Below are 20,046 nucleotides of genomic sequence, written 5' to 3'. Positions count from 1 at the left end.
ACGGTACCAGTCCGTCCCGCTCGATACCGTTCGGTATCGTCCGAGACTCATGAGTATCGTTCTGTCCGGGGAGGGACAGTGAGAGTGAGCGAGTACGTGAGCTACGACGCGGTCGGGCTCGCGGAGCTGGTGGCCGGGCGCGAGGTGACCCCCGCCGAACTGGAAGCGGCCGCACGCGAGGCCGCGGCGGCGGTCGGCCCGCGGATCAACGCCGTCGTGGAGACGTGGCCGGCCGACGACGATCCGCGGCCCGGCAGCGCACCGCTGGCCGGGGTGCCGTTCCTGATCAAGGACATCGGGGTCACCATGGCCGGCCGGCGGACGGAGCTGGGCAGCCGGCTGGCGGCCGGTCTTGTCGCCCCAGCCGACTCCTTCCTGATGGCGCGCCTGCGCCGGGCCGGCCTCGTGACCATCGGGCGCACCGCGACGCCGGAGCTGGCCTACGACATCACGACGGAACCGGTGCTGTACGGCGCGACCCGCAACCCGTGGGATCCGACGCGCAGCGCGGGCGGTTCCAGCGGGGGCGCGGGCGCGGCCGTCGCCGGCGGGGTGGTCCCGATCGCGCACGCCACCGACGCCGCCGGCTCGCTGCGCATCCCCGCCGCCTGCAACGGGCTCTTCGGGCTGAAGCCCACCCGCGGCCGGGTCTCCATGGGGCCCGACGCCGACGAGGTCTTCAGCGGCCTGGCCGTGCAGGGCGCGGTCAGCCGCACCGTGCGCGACAGCGCGGCCCTGCTCGACGCGATCAGCGGCCCGGAGCCCGGCGATCCCTACGTCGTCCGGCAGCCGTCACGCCCGTACGCGCAGGAGGTCACCCGCCACCCGGGCCGGCTGCGCATCGGTGTGCTCGCCCAGGCCTGGGGCGGTCGCCGCACCACGGCGCCCGTGGCCGACGCGCTGTCCCGCACCGCCCGGCTGCTCGAATCCCTCGGCCACCACGTGGCGCCGGTCACGGTCGAACTCGGCGTGGACTGGGAGGAGTTCGTGCTGGCCAACGCCCGGCTGATGACGGTGAACCTGGCGGCCACGGTGGACGGGCTGGCCGCCGCCCTCGGCCGGCCCGTCGACTCCTCGACCCTGGAGCCGGTGAGCCTGGCCGGCCACCGCTACGGGCAGCGGGTCAGCGGCCCCCTGTTCGCCGCCGCCCTCGCGATCCGCAACCGGGTCGCGCGGAGCCTGGCGTGTTTCTTCGAGGGCCACGACATCCTGCTCACCCCGACCCTGCCGGAGCTTCCGGCGCCGCTGGGCGCCCAGGCCGAGGGCGCGCAGGCGCTGGACGGCCTCGGGTGGATCGCCCGCGTCCTCGACCGCGCGCCGTTCACCATGGCGTTCAACGTGGCGGGCACGCCCGCGATGTCCGTGCCGGTGACGGCCGACCCCGGTACGGGGCTTCCGATCGGCATGCAGTTCGCGGCCGGTCACGGGCTGGAGGGCCGGCTCTTCCGCCTCGCCGGACAGCTCGAACGGGCCGCGCCGTGGTCGGGCAGGACCCCGGCGGTGTGGGCGGGACGGCACCGGGGTCAGGCCGCGAGCGGCACCTCGGCGCCCGGGGCGACGCCCGGGTAGGCGTCGACGACCAGGTTCCCGGCGAGATCCCGAACGTGAGGACCGGCAGGGCCGGCCACACGGCAACGGGCCCACGGCGCTTCGTCGTCAGGCCCGGCAGCGGGAGCACGACGGGGGCGCCGGCACCGGCAACCGGCGCGACCGCCCGCCAGAAAACCTGTGAAGGCAGTTGGCGATTCAATGAAAAGTCGTCATGCGTTCGTGATGCAGGGCCTTCCTCAGGTTGTGCTCCGCGATCGCCCGCATCACCGCGCGGTGGGGGAAGTCGCCGTCCAGCAGGCGCAGCGGTCCCGCGGTGAGGGAGAGGTGGTGGGCCAGGGTGTAGAGGGCGAGCCTGGGGGCGTCCAGACCGGGGTCGAAGAGGGGGTCGTAGGAGTCGCCCAGCCGGATGCGGAGGTAGGCGTGTTCCCACTCCCGGTCGAAGTACAGGGTGCCCTCGATGTCGATCAGGGCGGGGGTGCCCGTCTCGTCCACCAGGACGTGGTCCGGGCCCAGTTCACCGTGGACCACCGTGTGACGCGTACGGGGGCGCACCTCGGTGGCCAGGGCGAGCAGGTGGTCCGTCAGGCGGGTCCTGGCCGCCGCGAGACGGGGCTCGCGTACGGCGCCCTCGGCCAGGTCCTGAAGGGCCCGGGCCAGGACGACCTGCTCGCAGCTCGTGCCGTGCGCGCGGCCCCCGCCGTCGACCAGGGCCACCTTGCCGTAGCCGGGGGCCCGGTGGGCGTGCATCGCCGACAGGGCGTCGCGCAGTCCGGCCATGGCCCGGGCGGCCGCCTGGGGGGCGTCGGCGAGCAGCGCCTCCAGGGTCCGGCCACCGAGGTCCTCGACGATCGCCAGGCCCGAGCCGGTCCGGTCGAGGAGGCGGAGCGCCGGGACGCGGACGCCCAGGGCGGTCAGCCGGGTGTGGGCGGCCGCGAAGAGGTCCGGGCCGGTGCCCGGTGCGAAGGGGTCCGCAAGGTCGTCGTCGCCGGCCGTCGCGGGCCAGTAGTTCTCACTGTCGTCCCAGACGTAGGCGATCGCCGTCGTCGCGTCGTCCATCCGCAGGCGGTAGACGCCCTTCTTGCTGCCGCCCGCCAGCCGCCGTGCCGCTTCCAGCCGGCGGCCGCCGCCGAGCGCGGAGCGCGCCGCGGCGGCCAGCCGGTGCCAGGGCAGCGATCTGGGGGGCTCGTCCTCCGTCGCCACGGCGATCCTTCGGTAGAGGTGGGTTCACGATCCTTTCGGCCGACGACGCTATGCCAGGACGCGGTGCGCGCGCGAACAGTTATGCGGTGGCCACCGGTTGCCCGGCCCGCCGGGCGGCGCGCTCGCGCCAGGGGATCCAGGTCGCGGTCAGGGTGACCGCCAGGGCCGAGGCCGCGACCACCGCCATGCCCAGGGTGAGACCGCCCGCGCCCGCCACGAAGCCGATCAGGGCGGGGCCCGCCAGCAGGCCCGTGGTGCCCATGGCGGCGACCAACGACAGCGCGTCGGAGCCGTGTTCGGCGGCGGCGACGTAGACGCACGGGGTGATGGCGGCCGCGCCCAGGCCCACGCAGGCGAAGCCGAGGAGGGTCGGGACCACCCCGCCGGCCGACAGGGCCAAGGCCAGACCCACGGCGGCCAGCGCGCTGCCGGCCCGCACCACCGGGCCGTCGCCCCAGCGGTCGCGCCAGCGGTCCGCGCACGCCCGGGCCAGGAGCATCGTCGCGGAGACGACCGCGATGCCCAGCGGGGCCACCGTGGACGACGCCTTGACCGAGTCCTTGAGGTAGAGGGTCGACCAGTCGTTCATCGCCCCCTCCGTGATGGTGCCGAACGTCATGGCGCAGCCCATCAGGAGGGTGGTCCAGGAGGGCAGCCTGCGGCGTCTCGGCTGTTTCCCGGTGGTGGCGGGCGGTGGGGAGGTGTCGGGCAGCAGGGCCCGGCGGGCGGTCGCCGGCAGGAGGAGCAGGAGCGCTCCGGCCGCCGCGAAGTGGACCGGGACCGACTGCGTCAGGGAGGTGACCCCCGAGGTGAGGAGGGACGCCCCGAGCAGGCCCGCGCTGAACGTGGCGTGCAGCTGGGACATCGCCGTCCGGCCGTACGCCGTCTCCAGGGCCGCGCCCTGGGCGTTCATGGCGACGTTGAGGCAGCCGACGGCCACGCCGTCCGCGCAGACCGCGAGGAGCGCGAGGGGGTAGTCGGGGACCACCGACAGGGCCGCCAGTACGGCGACCAGGGCCAGCGCCGACCACAGGGCCAGACGGCGCGAGCCCAGGCGCCGCATCAGGACCGCGACCAGGGGGAACGCGGCCGCGGCGCCCGCGCCGCAGGCCATCAGGAGGAGGCCCACTTCCCCGGCTCCCAGGTCCAGGCGGGTCTTCAGCGCGGGGAGGCGGGAGACCCAGGTGCCGTACTGGAAGCCGAGGAAGCAGAACAGTGCCGCGATCGACCACTTGGCCCGCGGGAAGGAGGGCATCAGCGGGTCCTCACCGTCTCGCGGGGCAGGAGTGCGGTCGTGGCCGCGGACATGTAGAGCGCGTCCCTGCCGTAGGCCGCCGGGACGCGGGCCTCGTGGTGGGGTTCGTAGCCGTTGCCGCGCCAGAACGTCTCCTTGCCGTCGACCGCGACCAGCGAGACGGTCTCGAAGCCCAACGCGGCGGCCACGCCGGTCACATGGCGGGCCAGGCGGCTGCCGAGACCCCTGCGGCGCAGGGGCGCGCTGATCACGAGGTCGTGCAGGTGGAGGTTGGTGGTGGCGCGGTGGACCGCGTGTTCCGGGCGGGTGGGGTCCGGGCAGTCGAGGTGGGGGTAGGGCAGGGCCAGGGCGTAGCCCGCGAGGCGGCCGTCCGCGTCGAGGGCGAAGCAGGTGGCGGGTGAGGAGGCGGCCCGGGAGCGCAGCAGTTCCTCGCCCTCGGCGAGCAAGAGGTGCGCGTAGGCCTCGTGTTCCAGGGCCGCGAGGCGGGGCCAGTCGCGGGCCGAGATCTCCCGGATGTGGATGCGGTGTTCCATCTCAAGGCCGTTCGTCGTCTGGACGGTGGTGCGTGCGGACGCAGGAGCAGGGCAGTGGACCGAAGCCGTTGAAGCCCCGGGTGGTGTAGCTGGTGGCGTAGGCGCCGGCGGAGAGGATCCACACCGGGTCGCCGGAGGTGACCGTCACGGGAACGCGCACCGGGTGGCGGCCCTCCCCGTACGCGTCGTCGCTGTCGCACGTCGGACCGGCGACGATCGCGGGCACCGTGTCCGCCGTGGCGGGCTGGCCGGGGAAGACCATCTCGTGGGTCAGCTGGTCCATCTCGTAGAGGCCGTTGAACTTGCCGCAGCTGAGGTACAGCCAGTGCGCGTCCTCGCCGTCCGGTTGCCGGCGGCGGGTGAGGCGGGCGACATGGGCGCGGACGGCGCCGTGGTCGGCGACCAGGTGGCGGCCGGGTTCCATGACGAAGTCGACGGGGGCGAGGGCGCGCAGGCGCTCCATGCCCTCGCGGAGCACGGTGAGGATCTTGTCGAGGGGCGGGTCGAGGGGGTTGCCCTGCCGGTCCCGGTAGCCGAGCGCGGGCAGGCCGCCGCCGAGATTGACGTGGTCGGGTGCGATCCCCCGCCCGGCCAGCGCGGTCAGGGTGTCGGCGAGCAGGTCGAAGGCCGCCTGCCAGCCCTCGGCGGTCATCTGCTGGGAGCCGACGTGGACGGAGAGCCCGGCCGGGGTCAGGCCCGCCGCGCGGGCGGTCTCCAGCACCCTTACGGCGTCCTCGGGGGCGCAGCCGAACTTGCGGTTCAGGCCCCACAGCGCGCCCTGCCCGCTGGTGGCGAGGCGGCAGAACACCCGGGCGCCGGGGGCGTGCCGGGCGATGGCCGTGACGTCCTCGACGCTGTCGGTGGCGTAGGTGCGCACGCCCAGCCGGTGGGCCTCGCGGATGTCCTGGTCGGACTTGACCGTGTTGCCGTAGTGGACGCGGTCGGGGCCGACGCCGGTGCGCAGGGCCTGGGCGATCTCGGCGGGGCTCGCGGCGTCGAATCCCGCGCCGCGGTCGGCGAGGCAGGTGAGGACCTCGTCCACCGGGCAGGCCTTGAGGGCGAAGCGGACCAGGGTGCCGGGCAGCTCGGCCAGCAGTAAGTCGTACTGGCGCTCGATGCCGGTGAGGTCGTAGACGATGCGGTCGGTGTCGGCGGCGGACAGGGCCGCGGTGAGCGCGCCCGCCCGGGTGCGCGGCGGGCGCTCGCGGTCCCGGGCCTGCGGCCGCGCGCCGGGCCCGGCGCCGTGCCCCTGCGGTGCGCTCATGTGCGGGCCGCCTCGATCAGCGCGGGCCAGGACTCGATCAGCCGGGCGTAGTCCTCGATGTCCGACCGTGCCTCGTCCAGCAGGGTCTCGCGCTCCCCCGCCACCAGGTCGGCGAACTCGGCGTATCTGCCGCCCAGTTTGCGGTAGGCCGTGTCCAGCCGGTCCAGGCGCCAGATGTTCTCGGTGCGGTCCAGGGCGGTGCTCTCGCGGAGGAAGGCCGTGACCGTCTCGGGCCGCACGTGTCCGAGGTCGTCCAGGAGGGCGGTGCCCGCGCCGGCCATGCGGTCGTAGACGTGGTGGAAGTAGCGCATCGACAGCAGGAACTTCACGAAGCGGCGCTGGTAGGCGAGGAAGCCGGCGGGGGTGCGGCGTTCGGGGGTGTGGAAGTTCTCGATGTGGCGGTTGTGCAGGATGCCGGGCAGGGTCGCGTCGTGGACGAGGTGGATGAGGAAGTAGTCGCTGCCGATGGTGTCGGTGGCCGGTGGCAGCGGGACCCGTTCGTAGACCGCCCGGTCGAAGGCGATGTTGCACATGTCCACCCGCATCGGGTCGACCAGGGTGAGGGTCGAACGATCGCCGGTGAAGGGGGCGGTGCCCGCGCCCGTGAAGGACTCGGCCACCAGGTCCCGGGTGCGCTCCTCCGGCCAGTCGCCGGGGGCCCAGAGGCTGACCACGTCGTGGTAGACGGCCGGGTCCAGGTTCCGTATCTCGCCGATGTCGACGGAGAGTTCGCCGATGAAGGAGGCGCCGGCCATGGACACCGGGTGGTGGGCGTGGGCCGGGTCGAGGTCGGTGCGCAGGCCGGCGGCCGTGGCCTCGGCGGCGGGGCGGCCCAGCCAGGGCAGCTCGTGGTGGACGGGGAACACCGGTTGTCCGGCGTGGAGTTGGTAGGTGCTGTCGGAGTCCCTGCGGTGCACGGAGTCGCAGCCGAGGGCGGCCGCGAACAGGAAGGCGCGGTTGGTGCAGGCGCCGTAGGAGACGGTGGGCGGGAGCATCAGGGGCAGCAGGCGGGAGGGCAGGCCCGCCTTCTCGATCAGCTCGCCGAGCCGGGCGCGCTGCTCGGTCTCGTCCAGGTGGTGGACCGTGACGCGCGGCCGCTCGGGCAGTGCGGCGATCGTGTTCAGGTGGTCGGCCCGGGTGCGCTCGTCGGCGGAGTCGAGGATCAGCAGCTGGACGTCGGCGCCGAAGTGCCGGGCGGCGTAGTCGGCTTCGGCGTGCAGGGCGGTGATCGTCGTGGGGCAGGCCCGGTTGGTGGGCAGGCAGAGGCAGATCCGGTTCACTGTGCGTCGTCCCCGCTGGTCCAGGAGTCGAGGCCGAGCAGCTTGCGCCCGAGCCCGGTCAGTTCGGCGGGCCCGTAGCGCAGGGCCTCCGGTAGGCGGGCGTCACCGAGCAGGGTGCCGTTCCAGTCGGGGGTGGCGAGGGTGCGCCAGGAGTGCACGCGGGAGTCGCGCAGGGCGGTGTGCTCCTCCAGGGCGGGCATCATCGACAGGTACTGCACGGCCCGGACACCGTTGTCAGAGCGGTTCGGGGCGACGCCGTGCGCGAGCAGGCCGTTGAAGATCAGCAGGTCGCCGGCCTGGAGGTCGGGGCGGACCACGGGGAACTCGGCACGGTCGGCGTTCGGTCGGATGGGGTCGCGGCCCGGTGGCTGGGCGACGCGCCATTCCTCGAAGCGCCGGAAGAGTTCCGGGGCGCACTGGAAGCCGCCGAGTTCGGGGCGGGTGTCGTTGAGGGCGATGATGCCCTGCACGCGCTGGGGCAGCACGGCGAGGGTGGTGTCGACGTCCCAGTGCAGTTCGATGTCGAAGCCCTCGTCGGTGGGGTCGATCAGGGCGCGCGAACGGGTGCGCGTGTTGGGCGGGTTGAGGTTGAGGCGGTCGAGGGTGACCCACAGCTCCTCGCAGTCCCAGACGTCCACGAAGGCGTCGTGGACCCGCTGGGTCTGGCGGCTGTTCCAGATGAGCTGGTGGTGGTACGCCTCGACGAAGCCGTAGATGAACAGGTGCTGGTCGAGTTCGGAGCGGAACTCCGGTTCCTCGTACCAGGTGTCCGGCCGGTCGGGGTCGAGTCCCTGGAACTGCCAGGCGAAGTCCAGGAGTTGTTTGGCCTCGCCGGGGGTGATGGCCTCGCGGACGACGACGTAGCCGTACGTCTGCCAGAAGGCGAGGTCGTCTTCGGAAAGGACCCTGAGCGGGAGGGACTTCTGGATGTCGCGCAGGGGGGTCGGGGCGAGGTAGGTCTCGCCGTCGGCGCTGAAGTAGGGGCGGTGGGACGCCGCGCGGTGGAGATAGGGGGCGGGTGTCTGCATGCGGGCACTCCGGGATGACGGATGCGGATGGCGGTGAGACATGTGCCGGTGGCATGCGCCGGGGCGCGAGAGGGCCACCAGGTTCCCTGAAAGGCGTGGAGGGCGGCCGCCGCCCGCCGGTCGGGCGTGTGGGGGACGGGCGACGGCCGTGCGGGGCGGGGACACGGTCCCCGCCGGGTGGGGGTGAGGAAGCGATCCTCACCGGACTCGGGGCGAGGACGACGGTCCCCGCCGGAACTGCGGGCGAGGAGGCGATCCTCACCGGACTCGGGGCGGAGACGCGGTCCCCGCCGGACCGGGGCGGGCGGTCCCCGCCGGGGTGGGGCGGGGCTCAGCCCGCGACGACGGCCTCGGCGGCCGCGACGCCGCAGACGCGGGCGGCGCCGTAGGTGGCGATGTGCAGGGCACCGCGCGGGGCGGCGCCGGGCAGGCCCATCTCCACGACGACGGTGTCGGGGCGGGCGGCGAGCAGGGTGTCGAGGGCGGTGCGCATCCAGTCGTGGCGGTGTTCGTCGCGGACCACGGCGACGATCCGGCGGCCGTCGGCGGCGGCGAGGGCGAGGGCGCCCGCGTCCGCGCCGGTGAAGGAGCCGGCACTGCTGCCGGGCAGCAGCCGCCGCAGCTCGTCGGCGACGCCCCAGGGGGTCTGGTCGCCGACGGCGATATTGGGTTCGGGGTTGAACTGGGCCACGTACACGGGCGCGTCGACGGGCGCGGCCGGCCCGGACCGGGTCACGCGCACCGCGCGGCGGGCCGCGGTCAGACCGATCTCCGGCGCGGGTTCCGTCTTCGCCGCGTCGCCGCGCGCGGCGGCGGTCCAGCTCGCCAGCTCGCGCACCCGGGCGGCCGCGTCGGCGAGCCGCTCCTCGGGCAGTTCGCCGGAGCGTACGGCGGCCACCAGCGCGTCCCGCAGTTCGAGCACGGTGCCCTCGTCGGACGGTCCGCCGCCCACGCAGATGGCGTCGGCGCCGGCCGCGATGGCGAGGACGACGCCGTGCGCCATGCCGTAGGTGCCGGAGATCGCGTGCATGTCGATGCCGTCGGTGACGATCAGCCCCTGGTAGCCGAGTTCGCCACGCAGCAGCTCGGTCAGCACGCGCGGGGAGAGGGTGCCGGGGCGGTCCGGGTCCAGGGCCGGGACGAGGATGTGCGCGCTCATGATCGCCCGGGTGCCGGCGGCGATCGCCGCGCGGAACGGGGGCAGTTCGCGGGCGAAGAGGGTCTCCGCGTCGACGTCGATGCGGGGGACGACGTGGTGCGAGTCGACGTTGGTGTCGCCGTGACCCGGGAAGTGCTTGGTGCAGGCGGCGACGCCGGTGGACTGGAGCCCCTCGACCCAGGCGGCGGTGTGCCGGGCGACCAGGTCGGTGTCGGCGCCGAAGGAGCGGACACCGATGACGGGGTTGTCCGGGTTGGCGTTGACGTCGGCGGAGGGCGCCCAGTCGAAGTTGACGCCGCAGGCGGCGAGGCGGCGGCCCAGCTCGCGGGAGACGGCACGGGTCAGGTCCGGGTCGTCGACGGCGCCGAGGGCGTGGTTGCCGGGGAGGGCGGAGCCGGTGCGCACGTCGAGGCGCGTGACGTCACCGCTCTCCTCGTCGATGGCGATCAGCAGGTCGTCCCGCTCCGCGCGCAGCTGCGCGGTCAGCGCGGTGACCTGGGCCTCGTCGACGACGTTGCGGCCGAACAGGGCGACGGAGGCGAGGCCCTCCCCCAGGCGGCGGCGCACCCAGTCGGGGACGGTGGTGCCGGCGAACCCCGGTTGCAGCACCGCGAGGGCGTCCCGGGTGAGGGTGTCGCCCGCGGCGGAGCCGCTGCCGGACCCGGTGGTGGCGAGTGTGGTCATGGGGGCGTCATCCCTTCACGGCGCCGTCGGTCAGACCGCTGACAGCCTTGCGTTGCAGGAAGATGAAGAGGATCAGGATGGGCAGCGCGAACAGGGACGACGCGGCCATGGTGGCGCCCCAGTCGTCGCCGAAGGCGGTCTGGAACTGGGACAGCCACAGCGGCAGGGTCTGCTTCTCGATGTCCTTGTTGAGGATCAGGACCAGCGGGAACTCGTTCCAGGCGGTGATGAACCCGAACAGCGAGGTGGCCATCAGACCGGGCGCGAGCAGCGGGAAGATCACCTTGCGGAAGGCCTGGACGCGGGTGCAGCCGTCGACCATCGCCGACTCCTCCAGCTCCTTCGGCACGGCGGCGATGTAGCCGCGCAGCGTCAGGACGGTGAGGGGCAGCACCATCATCGCGTAGAAGACGGTGAGCGGCACCAGGCTGTTCAGCATGTCGCCGTCGCGCACGATCATGTAGATGGCGATGATCATGACCTCCCAGGGGGCCATCTGCGCCAGCATGAACGTGATGATGAACCCGCGCCGGCCCTTGAACCGCATCCGGGCGAGCGCGAACGAGGCGAACAGGGCGATGACGAGCGACAGCACCACCGAACAGAGCGTCACGGTGACGGAGTTGACGACCAGCGTCCAGAAGTGGTCCGCGTGGACCGCCTTGTCGAAGTGGCCGAAGGTGACGTGGGTGGGGAACCACACCGGGTTCTCGGTGATGATGTCGCCGGTCGGCTTGAAGGCCGTGGCGAACATCCAGTAGACGGGGAACACGAAGCCGACGAAGAGGACGACGGCGGTCGCGTTGGGCCAGATACGGCCGAAGAGCGAGCGCTTCACAGCTCGTCCTCCTCTTGCTTGAGCACCATGCGCAGGTAGTACGAGGTGATGACGAGCAGCACCAGGATGGTCAGGAAGGAGATCGCCGCGCCGACCCCGAAGTGCTGGTTGCCGACGCCCTCGACGTAGGCGTAGATCGGCAGGGTCTCGGTGAGCCGGTCGGGACCGCCCTCGTTCATGGCGAAGACCTGCGGGAACGCCTTGAAGACCCAGATGACCTCGAGGAAGGTCGTGGAGTAGAGGAAGGGCCGCAGGAAGGGCAGGGTCACGGAGGTGAAGCTCTGCCAGGCGCCGGCGCCGTCCAGGGACGCCGCCTCGTACAGTTCCTTGGGGATGGTGGTGGTGGCGGCGTACAGGTTGATCGCGACGAACGGGACCGACTGCCACACGATGAGCACGACGATCACGAAGAACGTGGAGAACTGGCCGCCCATCCAGTTGTAGTCGGCCATCGAGTGCCAGCCCAGCTTGTCCAGGACCCAGTTGACGACGCCGAAGCGCTGGGCGAACAGCCACTGGTAGACGGTGGTGGCGGCGATGACGGGCATGGCCCAGGCGAGCACGAGGCCCACCAGGAGGGTGAGGCGCATCTTCTTGCCGAGGCGGGCCAGCAGCAGTCCGGTCAGGGTGCCGATCACCATGATCAGGACGACGTTGGCGGCGGTGAAGAAGACCGAGCGCTCGACGACCTTCCAGAAGTCCGAACCGGTCAGGACCTGCTGGTAGTTGTGGAAGCCGTTCCACTCGGTGAGGTGCTGGATGAGCTGCCGCGGGTTGAGGTTCTGGAACGACAGCATGCCGTTCTTGACCAGCGGCCAGCCCAGCAGGACCAGTGTGGCCGCCAGCGCGGGCAGCAGGAGGAGATAGGGGGCGGCGGCGGCACGGCCGGCCGCGGACCGGGAGGCGCCGGCCTCACCGCGCGGGGGCGCCGGCACCCGGGCCTTGCGGACAGCGGGCTCCCCGGCCGTGTCCGTGCCTTCGGTCTGCACTGACATGAGTCGTCATCTCTTCCGTGGCCGTACGGCATTCGTGTGCCCTGCGGGCGCCAGGGGAACGCGCACGGCGCAGGTGAGCCGGGGGCGTCGCGGTGACGCCCCCGGCGTGGGACTAGTTCTGCTGGGCCAGACGCTCGTTGATCTGGCCCTCGACGTCCTTGGCGGCGGCGGCCGGGGACTTACCGTTCAGCACGGCGGTCATGTACGACTTGATGGGGTTCGGGGTGTTCTCCACCGCGGCCCACTCGGGGATCAGCGGGGTGGTGCCGCCGACCGCGGCGCCCGGGGCCGCGGCCTCGGCGGCGCCGTTGCCCTTGAGGTTGCTCTCCAGGGACTCCTTGTTCGGGATGACGCCGCTGAGCTTGGCCAGCTCGCCCTCGTACTGGTCGGACAGGGCGACCTTCAGGAACTCCTTGGCCAGGGACTGCTTCTTGCTGTTCTGGGCGACGGCCAGGTTGGAGCCGCCGAGGAAGACGCCCTCGGGCTTGTCCGCGGTGGCGCCCGGGATGGTGAAGTAGCCGAGGTCCTTCTCGATGGCCTTGTTGGCCTGGATGGCGGTGGCGGCCTCCCAGCCCATGCCGATGAAGGCACCGGTCTTGCCCTTGGCGAAGACCGTCGCCTGCTGCGGGGTGGCCTCGTCCTTGTCCTTGGGGGCCTTGGAGTAGGAGGCGTACTTCTTGTAGATCTCCATGGCCGCGCTCACCTTGGGGTCGGCGAGGTTGGAGACGTACTTGTCGCCCTGCCTCTTCACCAGGTCGCCGCCCTGGCCGACGATCAGGCCGTCCAGGAAGTACCAGTTCTGGCCAGGCAGGTAGATCGGCTCGGCGTCCGTCTTCTTGCCGATGGTGTCCAGGTCCTTGAAGAACTCGTCACGGGTCTTCGGCGTGGACGTGATGCCGGCCTGGGACCAGATCTTCTTGTTGTAGATGACGACGCGGTTGGCGAAGTACCAGGGGGCGGCGTACTGCTTGCCGTCGAAGACGGAGGACTGGGAGACGGAGGCGGTCCAGTCGGCGCCGACGGCCTTCTTGACGTCGCTGAGGTCGGCGAGGCCGCCGGTGGAGGCGTAGGCGGGGGTCTGGGTGTTGCCGACCTCCAGGACGTCCGGCGGGTTGTCCTCCGAGAGGGCGGTGGTGATCTTCTGCTGGATCCCGTCCCACTTCTGGATCTCGAACTTCACCCTGGCGCCGGTCTTCTTCTCGAAGGCGGCCTGGACGTCCTTGGTCCACTGCTCGGGCGCGGAGCCGTCCATCGTCCAGACGGTCAGCGTCTGGCCCTTCCAGCTGTCCGGACCCGCGTCCTTGCTGTCGTCGCTCTTGCTCCCGCCGCACGCCGCAACGGAGACCATCATGCCCGCGATCACTATCGCGGCTGCGAGCTTGCGCTTCACGCCACCCTCCTCAGGGATGCCACTAACCCCCCACGCCCTCGGCGGTGACCTGCGTACGACGCTGTTGCACGTAGGGCTCGGGACCTGGCCACTAATGGTGTAGACCAGTACGGTGGAGCTTGGCCTAGACCTTTCGGGGTGTCAAGGGTGGTCCCGGAGGCGGATGGAGGCCGTTACGAGAAAGTCACCGGAGTGCTTTCGTCCGCTTCGGTGCCCGGGCCCGCGTCCGCATCCGTCCCTTTCGCCCGGCCCGTTCTTTTGGACTAGACCATAGGGCACTTGGTCGCTATAACGGGAGCCCATCGACACAGCCGGGAAGGCAGGCATGACCACCGACGTCAGCAGCGGCCAGCCGCGCGGGGGGCCGGCCGGCCGCAGCGCGCGCGTGCCGAAGTACTACCGGATCAAGCAGCAGTTGCTCGCCATGACCGACGCGCTGCAGCCCGGTTGCGCGGTACCGGCGGAACGGCTGCTCGCCGTGCGGTTCGACACGTCCCGGACCACCGTGCGCCAGGCGCTCCAGGAACTGGTCGGCGAGGGTCGGCTGGACCGCATCCAGGGCAAGGGCACGTTCGTGGCGCAGCCGAAGCTGTACCGCACCCTCCAGCTGACCTCGCACACCGAGGACATGCGGGCACAGGGGCTGGCACCGGCCTCGCAGGTCCTCGACGTCGGGGAGGTGCCGGCGGACGCGCGACTGGCGGAACTGCTGGACATCGCGGTCGGGGAGCCCGTGCTGCGGATCGAGCGGCTGCGGCTGGCCAGCGGGGAGCCGATGGCGATCGAGACGACGCATCTGTCGGCCCGGCGCTTTCCCGGGCTGCGCGGCGTGCTGGACTCCTGCCCCTCCCTCTACACCGCGCTCGCGGAGGTCTACGGGGTGCGGCTGACGTCGGCCGACGAGACGATCGAGACGTCCCTGTCGACTCCCCGGGAGGCGGAGTTGCTGGCGACCGACGTGGGCCTGCCGATGCTGCTGCTGTCGCGGCACTCGCGGGACGCGGAGGGGTCTGCGGTGGAGTGGGTGCGGGCGGTCTACCGGGGGTCGCGGTACAAGTTCGTGGCCACGCTGCGCCGGCCTCCGCTGGCGACGCCCGCGCGCCGGGACTGAGCGTCCACCCTCCAGTCGCGAGGGCGCCGGGGCACTCAGGTCCCTTCGACATCGCCCTGTTGAGCCTGGTGGACAATCACCGCGCGTCGCCGCGACCGGCCCCCGCGCCGCCTTCTGCCCGTGGCGCGAGGTGACCGGTCGGGGTTCTTGGCCGTGCCGCCGGTCAGTCCAGGAACGCCGTCTCGATCCACCGGCGTACCGCCCGCGGGCGCATCCGGTGGAGGCGGTCCACCGTGTCGGCGACCTCCTGGGGGCCGCCCACCGCGAGGAACTTCTCGCGGACCAGGTCGGTGTGGTGGGCGCGGGTCTCCGGGCCCGCGGCGCCGACCGGGATCAGCCGGGTGCGGGAGACGACGCGGCCGTCGGTGAGGCGGACGGTGACCCGGGCGCCGGTGGCCTTGGTGGAGCGGGAGAAGTCGCGGTCGTCGGCCCGTGCCGCACCCACCAGGTCCACGAGTTCGTCGCCGCCGAAGCCGCGCAGCCACGGCACGGCCAGGTCGCCCGCCTCCCGCACCGCCTCGCCGAACGGGGCGTCGGACAGGAAGAGTTCGCGGGTCATCTCGGTGTCGTGCTCCAGCCGGATCCGCTTGGCCAGGGCCCAGCGGTCGAGGTCGTCCACGTGCGGGGAGGAGAAGTCGTCCACCGAGAACTCGCCGGTGAGCAGGGTGGTGGCCACGGGGTAGGGGACGTCGAGGACCAGTGCGCCGAGCGGGGAGCCGGGGCCGGTGACGTAGGCGGCGGCCCGCTCCCCCGCGAACAGGGTGTAGAGGGACGCCTCCACCACGACCTCGGCGACGTCCCGCGGTCGCAGCGGGCCCAGTTCGCGGTGGATCTCGGCGGCGCAGTCCACGGCCGCGTCGATGCCGGGTCCGCCGGGGTGCATCTTGAAGGAGAGGGTGTCGGTGTGCCAGCGGCGGCCGAGGCCCTTGGCGACCGCCTGCGGCAGCGGCACGGTGGCGAAGCGGGCGAGGAAGCCGTCGCTGTGCTCCATGATGTCGGGCGCCCCGCGCAGCCCCGCGTAGGCCGCGTCGCAGGCGTCCATCGCCGTGCGCACCGGGGTGAAGGTGTTGAACAGCCGGGCGTCGCTGGCCAGGAAGGCGCGCATCAGGGGCCAGTTGGGCATGGCGAAGGCCAGCCCGAAGGCGTTCTCGTACAGGCTCGCCGGGGCCCGGTCGCAGTGCAGCCGGCCGGCGACCGCGCCGGCCAGGTGGGTGTGCACGGCGCTCTGGCCGCGCAGCGGGCCGAGGGTCGCGGAGGCGGTGATGCGGGCCGCGCACTCGTTGGCCACGACCACCGAGGTCAGCAGGGACAGGCCGTCCAGGCGGCGGGCGTAGGCGAAGGCGAGCGGGACGGCGACGGTGGAGTTGGACAGGTGTCCGGCGTACGCGGTGTCGTCGAGGTTGAGCCAGGAGCCGAGCGCGGCGAAGACGCCGGCGGCCTGCCGGGGGTCGCGCTGCATGGGGTGCCCGAAGGCGGCCACCAGCTTGCGGCCGAGCGGGTGCTGGAGTCCGGCGCGGATGGAGGCGATCTGCGACAGCACCTGGCTCGCGGCGAGCTTGAGCACCCGGCACGGGATGGCCTGCGGCCGCAAGGTGGCGGCCCAGTGAGAGAGTTCGCGCAGCGGGGTGTCCGCGCCGGCGGAGCCGTGGGCGGTCCGGGACGAGACCTGGGCCTGTTCGGCCCAGTCGGCGCACAGCGCCCGGGCGACGCTCTCCGCGAGGACGGCGGTCATGGCGGGTACCTTCCGTGCGTGCGTCGAGGGGAACACGACGGCGGGAGCACCGGTGGGCCCGGTGCTCCCGCGGGGTGGTGCGGTGTTACGCGGCCGGGACCTTGTCCAGGAAGCCGTAGACGGCCTTGATCTTGCCGGCCTCGTCGGTGACGAGGACGTCGAAGCCGATGGCGACCGGCTCGGCGCCCGGCTCGGTCACCAGGCCCCACTGGAAGCGGGCCTGGTTGTGGTGGGCGTCGACGGTGCCGTGCAGCTCGAAGGAGAGGCCCTTGAACTGGTCACGGGCGCCGGCCACCACGGCCGCGAAACCCTCGTGACCCTCGACCGCGGCCAGCGGGTCGATGTACGGGGCGTCGGCGGTGAACAGCTCGGCGATGGCCGCGGCGCGCTTCTCGGCGTCCGCCTCGTTCCAGATGTCGAGGTAGCGGGTGACGGTGGTGGTCAGGTCGCTCATGCGGGCGATCTCCTTTTTGGTGGTGCTTCTTCGGTTCTTCGGACAGGTGGTTCAGGGGGCGGCAGGCGCCCACACGGGGAGGGCTCCGGGGAGCACCTCGAAGGTGGCCGCGGCGCCGATGCCGTGTTGGTACTCACCGTCGTGCTCCAGCGGGAGGCGGCGGCCGTCGGTGCGTTCCACGGTGATCCGGCGGCCCCGTGCGTACACGGTCGCCGGATGGGTCATGTGGGCGGCGTTCAGGGTCAGTTCGGGTACCTCGGCGGCCGGCACGTCGCCGCCGATGACACAGACGTCGAGCAGTCCGTCGTCGAGGAGCGAGTCGGGCAGCACCTGGAACCGGCCGCCGCGGTAGGGTCCGCCGCCGACGTTGGCGAGGACCGTGGGGCCCTCGTGCACCACCCGGCCGTCGACCGTGACCCGGCCGGGGTAGGGCGCGTAGCCGTCGGCGGTGTCGGCGAAGGCGCGGGCGTAGCGCTCGCGGCCGGTCAGCGGCAGCCCCTTCGCGGTGAGCAGTGCGTCCGCGATGACGCCCGAACAGGCGCCCAGGTACACGTAGTTGCGGGTCTCGGCGAGGCGGGCCAGGTCGAGCCGGCGCAGCCGGGCGCTGCCGCCGACGCCGGAGTCGGTCAGCACGGCCTTCAGCGACTCGCTCCAGGGCCGTTCGCCCCACAGCATCTTGTAGCCGGAGTTGCCGGTGCCGCCGGGCACCACCGCGAGGGTGGCGCCGCCGTCGGCGGGGACCAGTCCCTGCACGACCTCGCGGACCGTGCCGTCGCCGCCGATGGCCACGATCAGGTCGGGCGCGTCGTCGGTGCGTTCCAGGGCCCGGCGTACGGCGACCGTCGCGTCGCCCGGTCCCGTGGTCAGGTGGACCTCGGCCCGCTCCAGGCAGGAGGCGCACAACTGGCGTACTTCCTCGACCAGTTCGGGCGAGTGGCTGCCGGAAGCGGGGTTGCCCAGGACGAGTGCCCGGGTGGGGCCCGGGGCTGCGGTGTCTGCCATGAGGCGTACTCCTTCGTCGGTCGGCACCGGAGGACCGGGCTGGTGTGCCCCGGCGTCGCGGCGATGTCCACTGTGCCGGGGTGCCCTGTCACGGGGCTGACGTGCCGCTGACGCGGTGCCGGGGGCGAGCGGGGGCCGGGAAACACGCACGTCCGGCCCCCTTTTCGGGGGCCGGACGCGGGTGGTGCGGGACGGGCGGGATCTCACTCCTTGACGAAGGCCAGCAGATCGGCGTTCAGGCGGTCCGCGTGGGTGGCGAACAGGCCGTGCGCCGCGCCCTCGTAGGTGATGAGCCTGCTGTCCGGGATCAGTTCGACGGTGCGCGGGGCGCACAGCGGATAGGGGGCGCCCAGGTCGGCGGTCCCGTGGATCACCAGGGTGGGCACCCGCACCGCGGCCGTCTGCGCGCGCTGGTCGGTGGTCATCAGCGTGCGGTAGATCTCGATGCCGGCTCTCGGCGAGGTGTTCAGACACATGCCGACCAGCCAGCTCGCCAGCTGCGGGGAGATCGGCGGGTTCTCCGGGTCCGGTTCGGGGCCCGCGAAGAACGGCCATGTCAGCGCGGAGAGCCAGGCGGCCCGGTCGGTCTTGATGGCCTGTTCGACCTGCTCGAAGAGGGCGAGGTCGAGCCCGTCGGGGTTGTCCGGGGCGCGCAGCAGGTACGGCGTGGTCGAGGCGACCAGGGCGAGGCCCGAGACGCGTGCGTCGCCGTACCGGGAGAGGTACTGCACGCACTCCCCGCCGCCCACCGCGTAGCCGACCAGCACGGCGTCCCTCAGGTCGAGGTGGTCGAGCAGGTCGGCGAGGTCGCCGGCCAGGGTGTCGTAGTCGTATCCGGTCCACGGCATGTCCGAACGGCCGCTGCCGCGCCGGTCGTAGGTGACGCAGCGCAGTCCGTTCCCGGCGAGGAACGGGGCCTGGAACTCCCACATGCGCGCGTCCGCCATGGCGGCGCCGAGCAGGACGACGGGGCGTCCGTCACCCCAGTCGTTGTAGTGCAGCCGGGTCCCGTCCCGGGTGGTGAGGTACGGCATTCCTGTGTGCCTCCTTTCCAGTGGTGGGGCGTGCGGGGCGGTACGGGTGCTCGTGCCGGGGCGGCCCGGTCAGCGCCGGGCCGCGCGGCCGGGGGCCGCCAGCACCAGCAGGGAGGCGAGGACGCCCAGGCAGACGAGCGGGATCAGGGTGACGGTGAAGGCGTGCGGGTAGGCGTCCGCCTTGCCGCCGGCGTGGGCCAGGGCCGGGAAGAAGACCGTGCCGGCGATGGCCACGCCGACCGCGGCGCCGCCCTCCTGCGCGGTGTTCAGCAGACCGGAGGCCGCCGCGGCGTGCTCGGGGACCGCGCCGCCCAGCACCAGGTTGGTGAGCGGGCCGGTGGTCAGGCCCATGCCGAGCCCGGCGACCAGCAGCATCGGCAGCAGCCAGAGCACGGAGCCGTCCAGTCGCAGGTCCTTGGCGGTCAGCGCGATCGCGGTGTAGCCGATGGCGAGGACCAGCGGACCGGCGGCGACCCGGCGGGCGTTGACCGTGGCGGCGAACCGCGCCGAGACGATGGAGGCGCCGAAGTATCCGGCGCCCAGCGCCAGGAACATCAGACCGGACTCCAACGGGCTGAGGCCACGGCCGAGTTGCAGGTAGAGGGCGAGGGTGAAGAAGAAGGAGCCCATGGCGAGGAAGTAGACGACCGTGGCGACGAGGCCCACCGAGAACAGCCGGGAGCGGAACATGCCCGGCTCGATGAGCGGGCCGCGGCCGGCGGCGGAGCGGCGGCGCAGGTGCCAGACCGTCACGGCGAGCAGGACGGCCGCGGCGGCCAGCGACTCCCACACCCACACCGGCCAGTGCCGCTCCTGGCCCTCCAGCAGCGCGAACACCACGAGCCCGAGGGACACGGTGATCAGCAGGGCGCCGACCAGGTCGAGCCGGGTGCCGCCCTGGCCCTTGGACTCCGGGATCGTGCGGCGGGTCAGGGCGAGGGAGATCAGGCACAGCGGGACGTTGATCAGGAAGATCGTGCGCCAGCTGAGTCCGGCGATGTCGACGGAGATCAGCGCGCCGCCGATGAACTGTCCGAAGACCCCGGCGAGTCCGATGACCAGGCCGTAGACGTTGAAGGCGCGGTCGCGGGCCGTCCCGGTGTAGACGGTGCCGATGATGCCGAGGACCTGGGGCACCATCAGCGCGGCGGAGCCGCCCTGGAGGATCCGGGCGACGACGAGCACCGTCACGTTCGGCGCGAAGCTGCACGCGGCCGAGGCGACCATGAACAGCGTCATGCCGAGCGCGAACAGCCGCCGCCGGCCGTAGAGGTCGCCGAGCCGGCCGCCGGTGATCAGGCCCGAGGTGAAGGCGACGCCGTATCCGACGACGATCATCTGGGCCTGGGCGGCGGTGGCGTGCAGGTCGGCCTTGATGGCCGGGACGGCCACGTTGGCGATGAAGAAGTCGAGCACCGTGATGAACGTGCCGACGAGGACCACCACCAGGGCGCCCGACGAGGGGGCCGCGGCGCTGTCGGAGGCCGTCCGCTCGCGCCCCTCCGCCGCGATGTCCGGGGTTAACTCCTGAGTCAT

Annotated in this window: 17 protein-coding genes; 2 read left to right on the top strand and 15 right to left on the bottom strand. The window is 72.6% G+C overall.

The genetic code is table 11. The features are described 5' to 3' along the window. Positions 1-78: 78 nt before the first annotated feature. Positions 79-1,569: an amidase gene (locus BLW85_RS29385; protein ID WP_074993847.1), complete on the top strand. Its 1,491-nt coding sequence runs from the start codon at positions 79-81 to the stop codon at positions 1,567-1,569. Between the two features lie 177 nt (positions 1,570-1,746). On the opposite strand, the gene BLW85_RS29380 is transcribed toward BLW85_RS29385, so the two are convergent. The 10 genes from BLW85_RS29380 to BLW85_RS29335 form a co-directional block, all read right to left on the bottom strand. After that, positions 1,747-2,751 carry a phosphotransferase gene (locus tag BLW85_RS29380; protein ID WP_425275350.1) on the bottom strand — a complete coding sequence of 335 codons (1,005 nt, stop codon included), beginning with the start codon at positions 2,749-2,751 and terminating at the stop codon, positions 1,747-1,749. A gap of 79 nt (positions 2,752-2,830) precedes the next feature. Beyond that, a complete protein-coding gene (locus BLW85_RS29375; RefSeq protein WP_074993845.1) occupies positions 2,831-4,006 on the bottom strand; it encodes an MFS transporter in 1,176 nt (391 codons plus the stop codon). Then, positions 4,006-4,539: a GNAT family N-acetyltransferase gene (locus BLW85_RS29370; RefSeq protein WP_070025457.1), complete on the bottom strand. Its 534-nt coding sequence runs from the start codon at positions 4,537-4,539 to the stop codon at positions 4,006-4,008. The genes BLW85_RS29375 and BLW85_RS29370 overlap by 1 nt, the downstream gene beginning before the upstream one ends. Position 4,540: 1 nt before the next feature. Beyond that, a complete protein-coding gene (locus BLW85_RS29365) occupies positions 4,541-5,803 on the bottom strand; it encodes a type III PLP-dependent enzyme (RefSeq protein WP_074993843.1) in 1,263 nt (420 codons plus the stop codon). Further along, the gene (locus tag BLW85_RS29360; RefSeq protein WP_074993841.1) at positions 5,800-7,083 is read right to left on the bottom strand and encodes a DUF6271 family protein; all 1,284 of its coding nucleotides are present in this window, start codon (positions 7,081-7,083) and stop codon (positions 5,800-5,802) included. Before BLW85_RS29360 ends, BLW85_RS29365 begins: the two co-directional genes overlap by 4 nt. After that, complete coding sequence (locus BLW85_RS29355; RefSeq protein WP_074993839.1) at positions 7,080-8,111, bottom strand: phytanoyl-CoA dioxygenase family protein; 1,032 nt, start codon at positions 8,109-8,111, stop codon at positions 7,080-7,082. The genes BLW85_RS29360 and BLW85_RS29355 overlap by 4 nt, the downstream gene beginning before the upstream one ends. Before the next feature lie 331 nt (positions 8,112-8,442). Next, positions 8,443-9,954, bottom strand: coding sequence for a glycoside hydrolase family 3 protein (locus BLW85_RS29350; protein ID WP_070025453.1), 1,512 nt, complete (start codon positions 9,952-9,954; stop codon positions 8,443-8,445). 7 nt (positions 9,955-9,961) lie between these two features. Next, positions 9,962-10,792 carry a carbohydrate ABC transporter permease gene (locus tag BLW85_RS29345; protein ID WP_070025452.1) on the bottom strand — a complete coding sequence of 277 codons (831 nt, stop codon included), beginning with the start codon at positions 10,790-10,792 and terminating at the stop codon, positions 9,962-9,964. Continuing rightward, positions 10,789-11,787 carry a carbohydrate ABC transporter permease gene (locus BLW85_RS29340; RefSeq protein WP_070025451.1) on the bottom strand — a complete coding sequence of 333 codons (999 nt, stop codon included), beginning with the start codon at positions 11,785-11,787 and terminating at the stop codon, positions 10,789-10,791. The genes BLW85_RS29345 and BLW85_RS29340 overlap by 4 nt, the downstream gene beginning before the upstream one ends. 112 nt (positions 11,788-11,899) lie before the next feature. After that, entirely contained in the window at positions 11,900-13,177 is a 1,278-nt protein-coding gene (locus BLW85_RS29335) for an extracellular solute-binding protein (RefSeq protein ID WP_074993837.1), read from the bottom strand. Between the two features lie 325 nt (positions 13,178-13,502). Between BLW85_RS29335 and BLW85_RS29330 the strand changes: the two genes are divergently transcribed. Beyond that, positions 13,503-14,288 (top strand): GntR family transcriptional regulator, encoded by a 786-nt coding sequence (locus tag BLW85_RS29330; RefSeq protein WP_070025449.1) that lies wholly within the window; start codon positions 13,503-13,505, stop codon positions 14,286-14,288. A 163-nt stretch (positions 14,289-14,451) separates the two neighbouring features. Here BLW85_RS29330 and BLW85_RS29325 read toward each other — a convergent pair whose 3' ends face one another. The 5 genes from BLW85_RS29325 to BLW85_RS29305 all read right to left on the bottom strand — a co-directional run bounded on the left by BLW85_RS29325 (position 14,452) and on the right by BLW85_RS29305 (position 20,046). After that, a complete protein-coding gene (locus BLW85_RS29325; protein ID WP_079172449.1) occupies positions 14,452-16,020 on the bottom strand; it encodes an MmgE/PrpD family protein in 1,569 nt (522 codons plus the stop codon). Between the two features lie 85 nt (positions 16,021-16,105). Beyond that, entirely contained in the window at positions 16,106-16,474 is a 369-nt protein-coding gene (locus tag BLW85_RS29320; RefSeq protein WP_070025448.1) for a nuclear transport factor 2 family protein, read from the bottom strand. A 51-nt stretch (positions 16,475-16,525) separates the two neighbouring features. Continuing rightward, on the bottom strand, positions 16,526-17,476 hold the full coding sequence (locus BLW85_RS29315) for a diacylglycerol/lipid kinase family protein (protein WP_074993835.1): 951 nt from the start codon (positions 17,474-17,476) through the stop codon (positions 16,526-16,528). Between the two features lie 203 nt (positions 17,477-17,679). Continuing rightward, positions 17,680-18,510, bottom strand: a complete 831-nt coding sequence (locus BLW85_RS29310) for an alpha/beta fold hydrolase (RefSeq protein WP_070025446.1) — start codon at positions 18,508-18,510, stop codon at positions 17,680-17,682. A 69-nt stretch (positions 18,511-18,579) separates the two neighbouring features. After that, complete coding sequence (locus tag BLW85_RS29305; RefSeq protein ID WP_074993833.1) at positions 18,580-20,046, bottom strand: MFS transporter; 1,467 nt, start codon at positions 20,044-20,046, stop codon at positions 18,580-18,582.

The sequence above is a fragment of the Streptomyces misionensis genome (assembly GCF_900104815.1).
Classification (GTDB): domain Bacteria; phylum Actinomycetota; class Actinomycetes; order Streptomycetales; family Streptomycetaceae; genus Streptomyces; species Streptomyces misionensis.
The sequence above is the reverse complement of the archived record's forward strand: the minus strand, read 5'-3'. Positions and strand labels throughout refer to the sequence as shown.

Excerpts from the sequence above, each read along its gene's own strand:
- BLW85_RS29375 (WP_074993845.1), bottom strand. The coding sequence starts at position 4,006 with ATGCCCTCCTTCCCGCGGGCCAAGTGGTCGATCGCGGCACTGTTCTGC.
- BLW85_RS29370 (WP_070025457.1), bottom strand. The coding sequence starts at position 4,539 with ATGGAACACCGCATCCACATCCGGGAGATCTCGGCCCGCGACTGGCCC.
- BLW85_RS29365 (WP_074993843.1), bottom strand. The coding sequence starts at position 5,803 with ATGAGCGCACCGCAGGGGCACGGCGCCGGGCCCGGCGCGCGGCCGCAG.
- BLW85_RS29355 (WP_074993839.1), bottom strand. The coding sequence starts at position 8,111 with ATGCAGACACCCGCCCCCTATCTCCACCGCGCGGCGTCCCACCGCCCC.
- BLW85_RS29350 (WP_070025453.1), bottom strand. The coding sequence starts at position 9,954 with ATGACCACACTCGCCACCACCGGGTCCGGCAGCGGCTCCGCCGCGGGC.
- BLW85_RS29340 (WP_070025451.1), bottom strand. The coding sequence starts at position 11,787 with ATGTCAGTGCAGACCGAAGGCACGGACACGGCCGGGGAGCCCGCTGTC.
- BLW85_RS29330 (WP_070025449.1), top strand. The coding sequence starts at position 13,503 with ATGACCACCGACGTCAGCAGCGGCCAGCCGCGCGGGGGGCCGGCCGGC.
- BLW85_RS29325 (WP_079172449.1), bottom strand. The coding sequence starts at position 16,020 with ATGACCGCCGTCCTCGCGGAGAGCGTCGCCCGGGCGCTGTGCGCCGAC.
- BLW85_RS29320 (WP_070025448.1), bottom strand. The coding sequence starts at position 16,474 with ATGAGCGACCTGACCACCACCGTCACCCGCTACCTCGACATCTGGAAC.
- BLW85_RS29315 (WP_074993835.1), bottom strand. The coding sequence starts at position 17,476 with ATGGCAGACACCGCAGCCCCGGGCCCCACCCGGGCACTCGTCCTGGGC.
- BLW85_RS29310 (WP_070025446.1), bottom strand. The coding sequence starts at position 18,510 with ATGCCGTACCTCACCACCCGGGACGGGACCCGGCTGCACTACAACGAC.
- BLW85_RS29305 (WP_074993833.1), bottom strand. The coding sequence starts at position 20,046 with ATGACTCAGGAGTTAACCCCGGACATCGCGGCGGAGGGGCGCGAGCGG.